Source organism: Pseudomonas sp. So3.2b (genome assembly GCF_019464415.1).
GTDB lineage: Bacteria > Pseudomonadota > Gammaproteobacteria > Pseudomonadales > Pseudomonadaceae > Aquipseudomonas > Aquipseudomonas shahriarae.
In genome coordinates this window covers 1,124,768-1,139,956 of record NZ_CP080494.1, presented here as the reverse complement: position 1 = coordinate 1,139,956, position 15,189 = coordinate 1,124,768, and the positions used below count along the sequence as shown (strand labels likewise).

At 60.9% G+C, this 15,189-nt stretch carries 10 protein-coding genes; all 10 read left to right on the top strand.

The features are described from left to right. The first annotated feature begins 19 nt into the window (after positions 1–19). Entirely contained in the window at positions 20–1,447 is a 1,428-nt protein-coding gene (locus K1X80_RS04910; protein ID WP_169989894.1) for a sigma-54 dependent transcriptional regulator, read from the top strand. 712 nt (positions 1,448–2,159) lie between these two features. Then, positions 2,160–3,557: a polynucleotide adenylyltransferase PcnB gene (locus K1X80_RS04905; RefSeq protein WP_057960649.1), complete on the top strand. Its 1,398-nt coding sequence runs from the start codon at positions 2,160–2,162 to the stop codon at positions 3,555–3,557. Positions 3,558–3,562: 5 nt separating this feature from the next. Then, on the top strand, positions 3,563–4,048 hold the full coding sequence (folK, locus tag K1X80_RS04900; RefSeq protein WP_128593137.1) for a 2-amino-4-hydroxy-6-hydroxymethyldihydropteridine diphosphokinase: 486 nt from the start codon (positions 3,563–3,565) through the stop codon (positions 4,046–4,048). Positions 4,049–4,320: 272 nt separating this feature from the next. Further along, positions 4,321–5,121, top strand: a complete 801-nt coding sequence (panB, locus tag K1X80_RS04895) for a 3-methyl-2-oxobutanoate hydroxymethyltransferase (protein ID WP_057960650.1) — start codon at positions 4,321–4,323, stop codon at positions 5,119–5,121. Beyond that, positions 5,118–5,972 carry a pantoate--beta-alanine ligase gene (gene panC, locus K1X80_RS04890; RefSeq protein WP_057960651.1) on the top strand — a complete coding sequence of 285 codons (855 nt, stop codon included), beginning with the start codon at positions 5,118–5,120 and terminating at the stop codon, positions 5,970–5,972. Before panB ends, panC begins: the two co-directional genes overlap by 4 nt. 317 nt (positions 5,973–6,289) lie before the next feature. Beyond that, positions 6,290–7,954, top strand: coding sequence for a glucose-6-phosphate isomerase (gene pgi, locus K1X80_RS04885; RefSeq protein ID WP_057440163.1), 1,665 nt, complete (start codon positions 6,290–6,292; stop codon positions 7,952–7,954). Between the two features lie 122 nt (positions 7,955–8,076). Beyond that, entirely contained in the window at positions 8,077–10,014 is a 1,938-nt protein-coding gene (acs, locus tag K1X80_RS04880) for an acetate--CoA ligase (protein WP_057960652.1), read from the top strand. Positions 10,015–10,030: 16 nt separating this feature from the next. Continuing rightward, positions 10,031–10,900: an oxygenase MpaB family protein gene (locus K1X80_RS04875; RefSeq protein WP_057440165.1), complete on the top strand. Its 870-nt coding sequence runs from the start codon at positions 10,031–10,033 to the stop codon at positions 10,898–10,900. 130 nt (positions 10,901–11,030) lie between these two features. Then, on the top strand, positions 11,031–12,047 hold the full coding sequence (locus K1X80_RS04870) for a class I SAM-dependent rRNA methyltransferase (protein ID WP_115127382.1): 1,017 nt from the start codon (positions 11,031–11,033) through the stop codon (positions 12,045–12,047). 107 nt (positions 12,048–12,154) lie between these two features. Next, a complete protein-coding gene (locus K1X80_RS04865; RefSeq protein WP_220172692.1) occupies positions 12,155–15,088 on the top strand; it encodes a DUF748 domain-containing protein in 2,934 nt (977 codons plus the stop codon). Positions 15,089–15,189 lie beyond the last annotated feature (101 nt).

Sequence of the window (15,189 nt, the reverse complement as noted above, 5' to 3'; positions counted from 1 at the left end):
CGTCGAGAGAATTGAATCAATGCCGCACATTTTGATCGTCGAAGACGAAACCATTATCCGCTCTGCCTTGCGTCGCCTGCTTGAACGTAATCAGTACCAGGTCAGCGAAGCCGGCTCGGTGCAGGAAGCCCAAGAGCGTTTCAGCATTCCCACATTCGACCTGATTGTCAGTGACCTGCGCCTGCCTGGCGCGCCCGGTACCGAACTGATCAAGCTGGGCCAGGGCACGCCGGTGCTGATCATGACCAGCTATGCCAGCCTGCGCTCGGCCGTAGACTCCATGAAGATGGGCGCGGTGGACTACATCGCCAAGCCCTTCGACCACGACGAAATGCTCCAGGCCGTGGCGCGCATCCTGCGTGACCGCCAGTCGACCAACAGTGCCCCGGCGGAACGGCCGGCCGGCAAGACCGCCAGCGACAAACCCGGGGTCGACAACAGCAATGGTGAGATCGGCATCATCGGCTCCTGCCCGCCCATGCAGGACCTGTACGTCAAGATCCGCAAGGTTGCGCCCACGGACTCCAATGTCCTGATCCAGGGCGAGTCCGGCACCGGCAAAGAGCTGGTGGCCCGCGCCCTGCACAACCTGTCCAAACGCGCCAAGGCCCCGATGATCTCGGTGAACTGCGCGGCAATCCCCGAATCCTTGATCGAATCCGAACTGTTCGGCCACGAGAAAGGTGCCTTTACCGGCGCCAGCGCCGGACGCGCCGGCCTGGTGGAAGCGGCGGACGGCGGCACGCTGTTCCTCGACGAAATCGGTGAGCTGCCCCTGGAAGCCCAGGCACGCCTGCTGCGCGTATTGCAGGAGGGCGAGATTCGCCGGGTCGGCTCGGTGCAGTCACAAAAAGTCGATGTGCGCCTGATCGCCGCGACTCACCGGGACCTGAAGAGCCTGGCGAAAATCGGCCAGTTCCGCGAAGACCTGTATTACCGCCTGCACGTAATCGCCCTCAAGCTGCCGGCCCTGCGCGAACGCGGTGCCGACGTCAACGAGATTGCCAATGCATTCCTGTTGCGCCAGAGCGCGCGCGTCAACCGTACCGACCTGACGTTTGCGGCCGACGCCGAGCAAGCTATCCGCCACTATTCGTGGCCAGGTAACGTGCGCGAGCTGGAAAACGCCGTGGAGCGGGCTGTGATTCTTTCGGAGAGCCCGCAGATCTCCGCCGAGCTGCTGGGCATTGATATCGAACTGAGTGACCTGGACGATGACGACTTCATTGGCCTGGCACCACAACAGGGCGGCAGTAACACCAGCCATGAGCCTACAGAAGACTTGTCCCTGGAAGACTACTTCCAGCACTTCGTCCTGGAGCACCAGGACCATATGACCGAGACCGAACTGGCGCGCAAACTGGGTGTCAGCCGCAAGTGCCTGTGGGAACGGCGCCAGCGCCTGGGCATTCCACGGCGCAAGACCGGGGTTGCCAGCGAAAGCTGAGGTCAACTCACATTGGGTAACACCCCAAACGTGAAAAAACTGTTACCTCAGATATTCACGTAACAAAAAGCCGGGGCTTACGGTAACGAAGCCCCGGCTTTTTTTCGCCTGCCAAACACCCAAAACCCGGCCATCCCCCTGATTTTGCTGGGGCTCGCAAAAGTTGGCACGCACCCTGCTATATGCTTAGTACAAGAACAATAAAAAGCACCGTACACACACAATAAAAATAAGACGAATCGACTCACGCACAATAAAAACAACACGGCGGAGGCGCAGCTAACTGATTCTTTTGGAGAGGCGTTGCATTTGGGGCTTGCCCCGCAACCAGGCCGAGAACAACAAAAACTGCCCTAAGGCAGAGCCTGAACTGGTTGGATCATTGATCATCGCAACACAGCGACCAAAGCAATCCGTTTGCTCTTGACTCCCGATTGGGAGTGTCATGAAGGTCAAATCTCATGGCGAGGGCGATCAACAAAAACAAGAAGCCCGAAACCAATAATAAAAATAGAGCACGCAACTACTTTCTGGGGGAGCTTCGGCTCCCCTTGTAGTTTCTGCGATTTGAGCGCCGCACCGGCTTATTTAAGCATCTGGCTCAACGCTTGCAGCTAGTTCCTACACCATCCCCTGACTAAATGCTAGAATCCCGGCCCATCATGCGGTCATTCTTCGTTATGGCCGAACATTCCTTCAAACAGTGCATCCCATGCTGAAGAAGTTGTTCCAGTCATTCCGTTCCCCCTTGCGTCGTACGCAACACATTCGCAGCACGCCTGAAGTGCTCAACAGCAATCAACATTCGCTGCAGCGCGCCCAGTTCAGCCGTTATGCGGTGAACATCGTCGAACGCCTGCAGAACGCTGGCTACCAGGCCTACCTGGTCGGTGGTTGTGTGCGCGACATGTTGCTCAACATCACTCCCAAGGATTTCGACGTCGCCACCAGCGCCACGCCTGAACAAGTGCGCGCCGAGTTTCGCAACGCGCGGATCATCGGTCGGCGCTTCAAGTTGGTGCATATCCACTTTGGTCGCGAGATCATCGAGGTCGCCACCTTCCGAGCAGGCCACCCGCAAAACGATGAAGAGGAAGACAGCAACCAGTCTTCCCGCAACGAAAGCGGACGCATCCTGCGGGACAATGTGTACGGCACCCTGGAAGAAGACGCGCAACGCCGCGACTTCACCATCAATGCCCTCTATTACGATCCGGTCAGCGAGCGCATCCTCGATTACGCCAACGGCGTACACGATATTCGCAACCACCTGATCCGCCTGATCGGCGACCCTACGCAGCGCTACCAGGAAGACCCGGTGCGCATGCTGCGGGCCGTGCGCTTTGCCGCCAAGCTGAACTTCGGCATCGAGAAACATACGGCCGCGCCGATTCGCGAGCTGGCGCCGATGCTGCGGGAAATCCCTTCGGCACGCCTGTTCGAGGAAGTGCTCAAGCTGTTCCTTTCCGGGCATGCCGCCGACACCTTCGAAATGCTGGTGGACCTGCAGTTGTTCGACCCACTGTTCCCGGCCAGCGCCGATGCACTGGAGCACAACCCCACGTACACCCACACGCTGATCAGTGAAGCGTTGATCAACACTGACCTGCGGATCAAACAGAACAAACCGGTGACCCCGGCATTCCTGTTTGCCGCCCTGCTCTGGCCGGCGCTGCCCGCCCGCGTGCTGCGCCTGCAGAACCGTGGCATGCCGCCGATTCCAGCGATGCAGGAAGCCGCGCACGAGTTGATCGCCGAGCAATGCCAGCGCATCGCAATCCCCAAGCGCTTCACCATGCCGATCCGCGAGATCTGGGACATGCAGGAACGCCTGCCACGGCGCAGTGGCAAACGTGCCGACCTGCTGCTGGACAACCCGCGCTTCCGTGCCGGCTATGACTTCCTGCTGCTGCGTGAAAGCGCCGGCGAGCAGACTGATGGCCTGGGCGAATGGTGGACCGACTACCAGGACGCCAATGACAGCGAACGTCGCGAGATGATTCGTGAACTGAGCAGCAAAGGCGAACCCACTGGCGACGGCCCGAAAAAGCGCCGCCGCAGCAGCGGTAGCAAACGCAAGCGCAGTGCCGCCGATACCTCTGGCGAATAAGCACCGTGGAGCGTATCTACATCGGCATGGGCAGCAACCTCGCTGCCCCGCAACAGCAATTGCGCAACGCCATCGAGGCGTTGGCGCAGTTGCCGAACACCACATTCGTCGGTGTTTCTGCCTTCTACCAAAGTGATTCCCTGCTTCCCGGCCAGCCCCGCTATACCAATGCGGTGGCGGCGCTGAACAGCACCCTCGCGCCACTGGAACTGCTGGATGCGCTGCAAGCCATCGAGAACGACCAGGGTCGCGAACGCCTTGAGCGTTGGGGCCCGCGCACCCTGGACTTGGATATCCTGCTGTTTGGCGATCGCCTGATTGATGAGCCGCACCTCAAGGTGCCTCATTACCAGATGCATCTAAGGGCTTTTGTGTTGTATCCACTTGCCGAACTGGCACCGGCCACTTTGCAACTGCCTGACGGCCGCCTACTCAGTGATCTGCTCGATCAATGCCCATTCGTCGGCCTGGAACGCCTGCCTCCTGCTTGACTCAAGCCCTGTGGGCGCTGGCCGAGCACGCCTTTTACCTGCTGAATCGCATCAGTAACAGCGGTAACACCCCGCTCGTAACAATGCGGTAACACATCCAATTGACTTCCAGAGTCCTCCTCACGACTATAGGCGTCCCGCTGCCGCCAACCCGGCGCTGAAGGGCGCAATCCAGGCCTTATAAGCACTGCTCTGAAGAAAGTGCGCCTGTATAAACGAAGACTCACGCGCGTTACTCGCTGTTTCCAAGCGCCTGAACGAGGACCCTTTTCATGCCAGACATTACCCTGACCACCTTGCAGAGCCTCAAACTCAAGGGTGAAAAAATCACCATGCTGACCTGCTATGACGCCACGTTCGCCCAGGCTTGCTGCCAGGCCGGGGTCGAGGTGTTACTGGTGGGCGACTCCCTGGGCATGGTTCTTCAAGGGAATGACAGCACCCTCCCCGTCACCACCGATGAACTTGCCTACCACACCGCCAGCGTCAAGCGCGGTAACGAAGGCGCCTTTATCATCGCCGACCTGCCGTTCATGGCGTACGCAACGCTTGAGCAGACCTTCCAGAACGCCGGCAAGCTGATGCAGGCCGGGGCACATATGATCAAGGTCGAAGGTGCCTTGTGGCTTGCCGAGTCGATCCGATTGTTGGCTGAACGCGGCGTTCCGGTATGCGCACACATGGGCCTCACTCCACAGTCCGTCAATATCCTGGGTGGCTACAAGGTCCAGGGCCGTAATGAAGCCCAAGCCCGGCAGATGCGGGCCGACGCCATCGCCCTGGAGCAGGCCGGCGCTGCAATGATTGTGCTCGAGTGCGTGCCTAGCGAACTGGCGGAAGAAATCACCCAGGCGGTGAAAATCCCGGTGATCGGCATTGGCGCCGGCAGCGCGACCGACGGCCAGGTCCTGGTGCTGCATGACATGCTCGGCCTGAACCTCACCGGCCGCGCCCCCAAATTCGTGAAGAACTTCATGACCGGCCAGGACAACATCCAGGCCGCGCTGAGCGCCTATGTGGCTGAAGTCAAAGCCGTTACCTTCCCTGGCCTCGAACACGGATTCTCTGCATGAACACCGTAAAAACCCTGCGCGAACTGCGGGCCGCCGTCACTCACGCGCGTAACGCCGGCAAGCGCATTGGCTTCGTGCCGACCATGGGCAACCTGCATGCCGGCCACGCTACGCTGGTGACACGCGCCGCCGAACAAGCCGACTTCGTGGTGGCGAGCATTTTCGTCAACCCACTGCAGTTTGGCGCCGGTGAAGACCTGGACAAGTACCCGCGCACTCTGGCCGCCGACCAGGAAAAGCTGCTGGTGGCGGGCTGCAACCTGCTGTTCGCCCCCACCGTCGACGAGATGTACCCCGACGGCATGACGGTGCAGACCCGGGTCAGCGTGCCGCAACTGTCCGAAGGCCTGTGCGGCGCCAGCCGCCCGGGTCACTTCGAGGGCGTGGCGACGGTGGTGAGCAAACTGTTCAACATGGTCCAGCCCGACCTGGCGGTGTTCGGGCAAAAGGACTACCAGCAACTGGCGGTGATCCGCGCCATGGTGCGCGACCTGAACATGCCGATCCAGATCATTGGCGAGCCCACCGTGCGCGCCGAGGACGGCCTGGCGCTGTCCTCGCGCAACGGTTACCTGACTGAAGAACAGCGCGCCATCGCCCCGGTGCTGTACCGCAGCCTCCGTCATATCGCCACCGCCATTGAAAACGGCGACCGCGACTTCGCCAAGCTGCGGGCCGAGCAGGTCCAGCACATCGAGGCCGCCGGCCTGCGCATGGACTACCTGGAAGTCTGCCAGGGCCAGCACCTGCGTCCGGCAACCGCCGAGGATCGTGATGTGGTGATCCTGGTCGCCGCGTACCTGGGCGCAACACGGTTGATCGACAACCTGCACCTCAACCTCAGCGCTTAAGCCTGGCAATCTCCCCATGTGGGAGCGGGCTTGCCCTCGATGGCGGACGGTCAGTCGATGTATTTGTCGCTGACCCAGCACCATCGCGGGCAAGCTCGCTCCCACATTCAGTTTTTAGCGCCTCCCAGGCCCCGGTATAAAAAAGTACCGGCTTGCGCGCAGACAAAGCCAAGACATATCGACACGCTAGGTTTAATGTAATCGCCCGGCGTTATAGTTAGCGCTGTCTGGAACCCAAACCTTGATACAAAACTGGATGTTCCGGGTTTAGAAGTGTCCTAAAAGCAGTCCCAGTAATAAAAAGGAAACCCGCAGCGATGGCGTATTACCGCACCCCTCATGACGTTACCGCTCTGCCCGCCTGGCAAGCGCTCAATCAACATCGCCAAGCCATGCAGGATTTCAGCATGCGCGAAGCGTTTAATGCCGATCCCCAGCGCTTTACCCAGTTCACGTTGAGCAGCTGCGGACTTTTCCTCGATTACTCGAAAAACCTGATTACCCCTGAAACCCGCGACCTGCTGGTGGGCCTGGCCAACGAAGTCGATCTCAAAAGCGCAATCAAGGCGCTGTTCGATGGCGAGCCGGTCAACTCTTCGGAAGGTCGTCCGGCGCTGCACACCGCACTGCGCCGCCCGGTGGGCGACAAGTTGTCGGTCAACGGCACCAATATCATGCCCGACGTGCACAAGGTGCTGAACCAGATCACCGACCTGGTGGGCCGCATCCATGACGGCCTGTGGCGTGGCTACACCGAGAAGCCGATCACCGACGTGGTCAACATCGGCATCGGCGGTTCGTTCCTCGGCCCAGAGCTGGTCTCCGAGGCACTGTTGTCCTACGCCCATAAAGGCGTGCGCTGCCACTACCTGGCGAATATCGATGGCAGTGAATTCCACGAGCTAACCCAGAAGCTGCGCGCCGAGACCACGCTGTTTATCGTCTCGTCGAAGTCCTTCAACACCCTGGAAACCCTGAAAAACGCCCAGGCCGCCCGCGCCTGGTACCTGGCCCAGGGTGGCTCGGAAGCCGAGCTGTATCGCCACTTTATCGCCGTGTCGAGCAACAACGCGGCGGCCGTGGCCTTCGGTATCCGTGAAGAGAACATCTTCCCGATGTGGGATTGGGTCGGCGGCCGTTACTCGTTGTGGTCGGCCATCGGCTTGCCAATCGCCCTGGCCATTGGCATGTCCAACTTCAAGGAACTGCTGTCGGGTGCCTACACCATGGACCAGCACTTCCAGACCGCGCCGTTCGAGGCAAACATGCCGGTGCTGCTGGGCCTGCTGGGTGTGTGGTACGGCAACTTCTGGGGCGCCCAGAGCCACGCGATCCTGCCGTACGACCACTACCTGCGTAACATCACCAAGCACTTGCAACAGTTGGACATGGAATCCAACGGCAAGAGCGTACGCCAGGACGGCACGCCGGTTTCCACCGATACTGGCCCGGTTATCTGGGGCGGCGTGGGCTGCAACGGTCAGCACGCGTACCACCAGTTGCTGCACCAGGGCACCCAGTTGATCCCGGCCGACTTCATTGTGCCGATCGTCAGCTTCAACCCGGTCTCCGACCACCATCAGTGGCTGTATGCCAACTGCCTGTCCCAGAGCCAGGCGCTGATGCTCGGCAAAACCCGCAGCGAAGCCGAAGCAGAGTTGCGTGACAAAGGCATGGCCGAAGACGAAATACAAAAGCTGGCGCCGCACAAGGTGATCCCGGGCAACCGCCCGAGCAACACCCTGGTGGTGGAGCGGATCAGCCCGCGCCGTCTGGGCGCGCTGGTGGCGATGTATGAACACAAAGTATTCGTACAAAGCGTCATCTGGGGCATCAACGCCTTTGACCAATGGGGCGTGGAGCTGGGCAAGGAACTGGGCAAGGGCGTCTACAACCGCCTGACGGGCGCCGAGGAAACCTTGGCCGACGATGCCTCGACCCAAGGCTTGATCAACTACTTCCGTGGTCGTCACCGCGGTTGATGTGATCGGCACTACAATCAGGGATTGAACCTGCACAAGCGCCCCCTGGGGGAGCTGGCTTGCCAGCTCCCCCAGGGACCAGCCTTGAACTCTTGTCTCTATAACAAGAAGAGGGATCCCTAATGTTCGATATCAGCCAGTTTCCCCATGCCGATGCAGTGCGCCGGGGCGCGCAACTCAGTCAAGAGGGCTACCAGCGCCTCTATCGGCAATCCATCGAACACCCCGATACGTTCTGGGCCGAACAGGCCAAGGCGCTGCTCGACTGGATCACGCCCTGGCAGACCGTCCAGCACTGCGATATCAACACCGGCGCCGCGCAGTGGTTTGCCGGTGGCCAGTTGAACGTCAGCTACAACTGCATTGACCGTCACCTGGCGCAACGCGCCGATCAGCCGGCCTTTATCTGGGAAGGCGATGATCCTGCAAAATCTTCCAAAATCACCTACCGCCAACTTCACCAAAACGTCAGCCGCCTGGCCAATGTGCTGAAAAGCCGTGGCGTGAAAAAAGGCGACCGGGTGTGTATCTACATGCCGATGATTCCGGAAGCCGCCTACGCGATGCTGGCCTGCACGCGGATTGGTGCGGTGCATTCCGTGGTGTTTGGCGGGTTCTCACCGGATGCCCTGCGCGACCGTATCCTGGATGCCGACTGCCGCACCGTGATCACCGCCGATGAAGGCGTACGCGGCGGTAAACCGGTGGCGCTGAAACAGAATGTCGACAAGGCCCTGGCCAGCTGTCCGAATGTCACGACGGTGCTGGTGGTGGAACGAACCGGTGCGCCCGTAGCCTGGACTGAAGGGCGCGACCTCAAGTATCAACAGGCGGTGGAAGCGGTCAGCGACGCATGTCCGCCCGAGCCGATGGCTGCCGAAGACCCGCTGTTTATCCTCTATACCTCCGGCAGTACCGGCAAGCCCAAGGGCGTGCTGCACACCACCGGCGGCTATCTGCTGCAAGCGGCGATGACCTTCAAATACGTGCTCGATTATCGCGAGGGCGAAGTGTTCTGGTGCACCGCCGATGTCGGCTGGGTCACGGGCCATAGCTATATCGTGTACGGGCCGCTGGCCAATGGCGCCACGTCCCTGATGTTCGAGGGTGTGCCGAGTTACCCGGACAGCTCGCGCTTCTGGCAGGTGATCGATAAACATCAGGTGAATATTTTCTACACCGCGCCCACCGCCCTGCGGGCCTTGATGCGCGAGGGTCATGGCCCGCTGGAAAGTACGTCCAGGGCCAGCCTGAGATTGCTCGGCAGTGTCGGCGAGCCGATCAACCCGGAAGCCTGGGAGTGGTATTTCAATGCCGTCGGCGAGCAGCGCTGCCCGATTGTCGATACCTGGTGGCAGACCGAGACCGGCGGCATCATGCTCAGCCCGCTGGTCAGCGCCCAGCGCATCAAGCCCGGCTGCGCGACCCAGCCGATGTTTGGGGTGCAGCCGGTATTGCTCGACGAGCAGGGCAAGGAAATCAGCGGCGCCGGCAGCGGCGTCCTGGCGATCAAAGCCAGTTGGCCGGGGCAGATCCGCAGCGTGTATGGCGACCCGCAGCGGATGATCGACACCTACTTCAAGCCCTACCCCGGCTACTACTTTACCGGCGACGGTGCGCGGCGCGACGAGGATGGCGACTACTGGATCACCGGGCGTATTGATGACGTGATCAACGTCTCCGGCCATCGCATCGGCACCGCCGAGGTGGAAAGCGCGCTGGTGCTGCATGACAAAGTGGCCGAGGCTGCCGTCGTCGGCTATCCCCATGACCTCAAGGGCCAGGGCATCTATGCGTTTGTCACACCGATGAATGGCGTCGAGCCCAGCGATGCGCTGAAAAAACACCTGCTGGACCTGGTCAGCAAGGAAATCGGCGGCTTTGCCAAGCCGGAGCTGATCCAATGGGCGCCGGCCTTGCCGAAAACCCGTTCAGGCAAGATCATGCGGCGTATCCTGCGCAAGATCGCCTGCAACGAACTGGACAGCCTGGGCGATACCTCGACCCTGGCCGATCCGAGCGTGGTCGACGGCCTGATCGACAAGCGCCTGAACCGATAGGAACCCCCAAGCCACCATGGAATTTCTGCGCAACCGTATCGAATCCCAACTGATGAGCCTGACGGGGCTGTCCCTGGGCAATCTGGACCTGGAAAGCCCCAAGGGCGACCCAGGGCTGTTCGGCCCGGACTCGGTGAGCTGGAAGGTCCATGGTGACTTCAGCAGCATGCTGATCGGGGGTATCAGCGCCTTGATGTTGCAGGCGCTTCATCCCCTGGCGCTGGCCGGCGTGTGGGACCATTCGAATTTTCGCCAGGACATGCTTGGGCGTTTGCGCCGCACTTCGCAGTTTATTTCCGGTACTACGTTTGGCTCGCGCCGCGACGCGTTATGGCTGATCGAAAAGGTGCGCACCATCCACCTGCAAGTGGTCGGGCACGCACCTGACGGGCGCCCCTACGCGGCCAGTGATCCTGAATTGCTGACCTGGGTTCACGTCGCCGAAGTCAGCAGCTTTCTGGCGGCGCATTTGCGCTACAAAAACCCGGATCTATCGCCCAGAGACCAGGATCGGTATTACAGCGAGATTGCCCTGGTCGCCGAACAACTGGGGGCTCGCCACGTGCCGCGTTCAAGGCAGGAAATTGCTGATTACCTGCAACGTATTCGCCCACAACTGCTGTGTGACGAACGCAGCCGCGAAGTACTGCGCCTGTTGCTCGATGCCCCGGCTCCCAGCGCCCTGGCCAAGCCGTTCGGGGCGCTGATGATGCAGGCCGGGATCGACCTGCTACCGGACTGGGCGGGTGACATGCTGGGTCAACAGCAAAGCCCGCTGCAACGCCAACTGATCCGCGCCGGGGTCAGGCGCAGCGCGCCGCTGCTGCGCTGGGCGATGCGCAATGGTTCGGTGCAACGGGCCCACAGGCGGATGGGCCTGCTGTAACGACACACACCCTGTGGCACCTGGCCTGCCCGCGATACTGATCGACCTGCACCCGCGCCATCGCCGGCAAGCCGACGCCCACAGGAGCTGTTAAACTTGCGCGCTTAAATTCCCCAGCAAGGCGCGCTCCATGTCGTCCCTGAATCAGGCGCTGCGCGCCGCCCTCGATCACCGCCAAGACCTGCTCGCCGAGCTGCATGCCCAAGGCACCGATTGCTATCGGCTGTTTCATGGCAGCCAGGAAGGCGCGGGGGGCCTGACCATCGACCGTTACGGCCCGCAATTGATGGTGCAGAGCTTTCACCAGTCCCTGGACAGCGATGCGCTCCTGCAATTGCACCTGATGATCAACCAGTACCTGGGCCTGGAGTTGCTGCTGGTCTATAACGACCGCTCCCGAGGCAACTCGCGTATCGACCGCGAAGACACGGTGTACCGCGCCGAACCTGCGGCCCTGGAAGACCTGGTTGGCCACGAATGGGGCCTGAACTATCGCGTGCGCGGTCGCCACCCGGGGCAGGACCCGCTGCTGTTCCTGGACCTGCGCAATACCCGCGGCTGGGTCAAGGCGCACAGTGCCGGCAAAAGCGTGCTGAACCTGTTTGCCTACACCTGCGGCGTCGGCCTCAGTGCAGCGGCCGGCGGGGCCCGCGAGGTGTGCAACCTGGACTTCGCCGAGGGCAACCTGGCAGTCGGTCGCGAAAACGGCGAGTTGAACCCGCAACTGCCAGCCATGACGTTTGTACAGTCCGATTACTTCCCGGCAATCCGCCAACTGGCCGGGCTGCCGATCACCCAGCGTCGCGGGCAAAAACTGCCGAGCTACCCGCGCCTGGAGCAACGTCAATATGACCTGGTGCTGCTCGACCCACCCGCCTGGGCCAAGAGCGCCTTTGGTACCGTGGACCTGTTGCGTGACTACCAGAGCCTGCTCAAGCCGGCATTGCTGGCCACCGCGCAAAACGGTGTACTGATCTGCTGCAACAACCTGGCAAAGGTCAGCATGGATGACTGGCGCGAGCAGGTCTTGCGCTGTGCTGAAAAGGCTGGCCGCCCCGTACGCGACTGGACAGTGATGACACCCGGCGCTGACTTTCCCTCACAAGACCAGCAGCCGCCGCTGAAGACCCTGATCCTGCAGTTGTAGGATTGCCCTGAAAGAACCTGTCTGGCGTAATAAAGGCGCGGTTCTTCGGAACCGTAAACCCGTGCCATACTCCAAGGCACTCCTGATCGACATAGATGGCGTCACCCATGCCCAAAGGATTGATTCGCGCCACAGGCGCCTTGCTGACCGCCCTTGCACTCTACAGCTTGCTGGGCTTTTTGATTCTGCCCGGTATTGCGCTTCGCGTGACCAACCAACAGTTGGCCAATTACGCTACCGTGCCGGCCCGTATCGAGCGTATCGAGCTCAACCCGTTCAGCCTGGAACTGACCCTCTGGGGCCTGAAAATCGGTGAGCCGGGCAAGGAACAGGTGGGCTTTGAACGCCTCTACGCCAACCTGCAGATCGACAGCCTCTGGACCCGCGCCCTGCACCTGGCCGATGTGCAGTTGGACAAGCCGAAGACCGAAATCCTCTTCGACAAGACCGGTACCCTCAACCTGGCGCAGCTGTTCAAGTTGCCGCCGAGCGAACCGACCCCCGATGACCCCGAAAGCAAACCGTTCCCGCTGCGCATCGAACGCATCAAGCTGGCGAGCGGTTACGTGCACTTCGAAGACGTGCGCCCCAGCGAGCCTATCGAGTTCCTCTACGACAAACTCGACTTCGAGCTGAAAAACCTCAGCACCCTGCCCGAAGACAATGCCGACATGACCCTGGTCGCCGCAGGCCCCGAGGGCGGGCAGATCGACTGGACCGGCAACTTCAGCCTGGTGCCGATCGCCTCTGAGGGTAAGTTGAAGGTCACAGATGGCAAGATGAAAGTCTGGTGGCCCTATGTGCGGGACGCCGTGCCCCTGGTCCTGGAAGATGGCACCCTTAATTTCAGTACCGACTACAAGCTGAACCTGGCCAAAGAAACCGAACTGAACCTGACCAACGTCTCGGCGAGCATCGCGCCGTTCGCGATCAAGGCCCCGGATGGCCGGCCACTGGCCCGCCTGGAGCGCCTGGATGTCAGCGAAACCTCGATCGACCTGGCCAAGCAGCAAGTGATCGTGGGCAAAATCCGCAGTAACAAGCTCGAAACCTGGGCCGCCCGTGAAGCCGATGGCCAACTGGACTGGCAGAAACTGTTCGCCAGCCAGCCGAGCAAGCCGGCTACCAAGCCTGAGCCAACAAGCGCTCCCGCCACGGCCGATTCGCCAAAAGCCGAGCCGACAGCGCCGAGCAGGCCTTGGCAAGTGCTGCTCAAGGATGTGCAACTGCGTAACTATCAGGTGCACTTGGCTGATCGCCAGGTAAAACCTGCGGTGGCCCTGGAGCTGGGCCCGCTGAATGTCGATGTACAAGACTTCGACAGCCTCAATCAAAGCCCCTTCACCCTCAAGATCGACAGTGGCCTGGGCAAGCAGGGCAAGATCCAGGCGAGCGGCCAGGTCAACCTGAACCCGGTCAGCGCCAAGTTGAAAGTCGACACCAAGGATATCGACCTGCGGGTTGCCCAGTCCTATATCAGCCCCTTTATCCGCCTGGAACTGCGCAGCGGCATGCTCGGCAGCAACCTCGATGTGAACCTCAAGAGCACCGAACCCCTCGCGCTGCAGATCACCGGCCGCGCCCAAGTGGATCAGTTGCACACCCTGGACACGCTCAAGACCCGCGACTTCCTCAAGTGGCAGCGGCTGGTGGTGGAAGGCTTGAACTACCAGCACGGCAACAGCCTGTCGATCGACAAGATCAACCTGCTGCAACCCTATGCGCGCTTTATGATCAACGATGATCGCACCACCAACGTCGATGACCTGCTGATCCCACAGCCGGCCGACCGTGGCGCCAAATCGACGGCCAAATCCAGCGCGAGCAATGAAAAACCCCTGGGCATCCGTATCGGGCAGATCGCGATCAATGACGGCTCGGCCAACTTTGCCGACTTCAGCCTGACACCGAACTTTGCCACGGCGATCCAGCAACTCAATGGCCAGATCGGCACCATCGACAGCCGCCAGGCCAAACCCGCCAGCGTGGACATCAAGGGTAAGGTTGACCGCTATGCACCCGTGACGATCAAGGGCAGCGTCAACCCGTTTGACCCGATGGCCGCGCTGGACATCGCCACCAGCTTCAAACGCGTCGAGCTGACCACCCTGACACCGTACTCGGGCAAGTTTGCCGGGTTCCGTATCCGTAAGGGCCGGCTCAACCTGGACCTGCACTACGTGATCACCAAGGGCCAGTTGAAGGCCGAGAACAAGGTGGTGGTAGAGCAACTGCAACTGGGCGAGAAAGTCGACAGCGCGGACGCGGTGGACCTGCCGATTCGCCTGGCAATTGCCCTGCTCAAGGACACTGACGGCAAGATCTCCATCGAGTTGCCGGTGACCGGCGACTTGAACAACCCGCAGTTCAGTGTGATGCCGATCGTCTGGCAGACCCTGCGCAACCTGGTAGTGCGCGCGGCAACGGCGCCGTTCAAGTTCATTGGCGGGCTGGTGACCGGTGGAGGCTCGCAAGACCTGGGCAACGTGTCGTTCGCCGCAGGCTCCAGCGCCCTGAGCAAAGACGCCGAGTCGGCCCTCAACAGCCTCGCCAAAGCCCTCAAGGAGCGCCCTGCCCTGCGCCTGGAAATCGAAGGCACTGCGGCAGCCAGCAGCGATGGTCCGTTCCTGGCCGCCGAGCGGCTTGAGCGTGAGTATCAGTACAACTACTACAAGATACTCCAGCGCCGTGGCGATAAAGTCCCGGCCCAGGCGTCATTGCTTGTAGTACCGGAAAAGGAAAAGGCGCCACTGCTCGAAGGCATCTATCGCACCCGCTTGAAGCAACAGCCACCGGCTGAGTGGAAAGACCTGGGCAGCGATGAGCGCTCGGCGAAGCTGCGCGACGGCGTGATCAAGTTCTGGAGCGGCAGTGATGTGCTGCTACGCAAACTGGGCCAGGACCGCGCGAGTGCAATCAAGGACTATCTGGTCGACAAGGGCCAGTTGGAAGACGATCGGGTGTACTTCATTGATGCCAGCCTCGGCCAGGCCGAGAAAGATGGCCGGGTAATTACGCCAATGCACCTGGATGCCGAGTAACTACCGGCACCATAAGTCCAAAGTGTGGGAGCTGGCTGCCTGCTCCCACACTTGATCTGCATAATCCGCAGACATGTATTCCCCGCCACAATAAAACGGGC

What these genes read in the sequence shown, in the direction of transcription:
- K1X80_RS04910 (WP_169989894.1), top strand. Translation starts at nt 20, where the DNA reads ATGCCGCACATTTTGATCGTCGAAGACGAAACCATTATCCGCTCTGCC.
- K1X80_RS04905 (WP_057960649.1), top strand. Translation starts at nt 2,160, where the DNA reads ATGCTGAAGAAGTTGTTCCAGTCATTCCGTTCCCCCTTGCGTCGTACG.
- panB (WP_057960650.1), top strand. Translation starts at nt 4,321, where the DNA reads ATGCCAGACATTACCCTGACCACCTTGCAGAGCCTCAAACTCAAGGGT.
- panC (WP_057960651.1), top strand. Translation starts at nt 5,118, where the DNA reads ATGAACACCGTAAAAACCCTGCGCGAACTGCGGGCCGCCGTCACTCAC.
- pgi (WP_057440163.1), top strand. Translation starts at nt 6,290, where the DNA reads ATGGCGTATTACCGCACCCCTCATGACGTTACCGCTCTGCCCGCCTGG.
- acs (WP_057960652.1), top strand. Translation starts at nt 8,077, where the DNA reads ATGTTCGATATCAGCCAGTTTCCCCATGCCGATGCAGTGCGCCGGGGC.
- K1X80_RS04875 (WP_057440165.1), top strand. Translation starts at nt 10,031, where the DNA reads ATGGAATTTCTGCGCAACCGTATCGAATCCCAACTGATGAGCCTGACG.
- K1X80_RS04870 (WP_115127382.1), top strand. Translation starts at nt 11,031, where the DNA reads ATGTCGTCCCTGAATCAGGCGCTGCGCGCCGCCCTCGATCACCGCCAA.
- K1X80_RS04865 (WP_220172692.1), top strand. Translation starts at nt 12,155, where the DNA reads ATGCCCAAAGGATTGATTCGCGCCACAGGCGCCTTGCTGACCGCCCTT.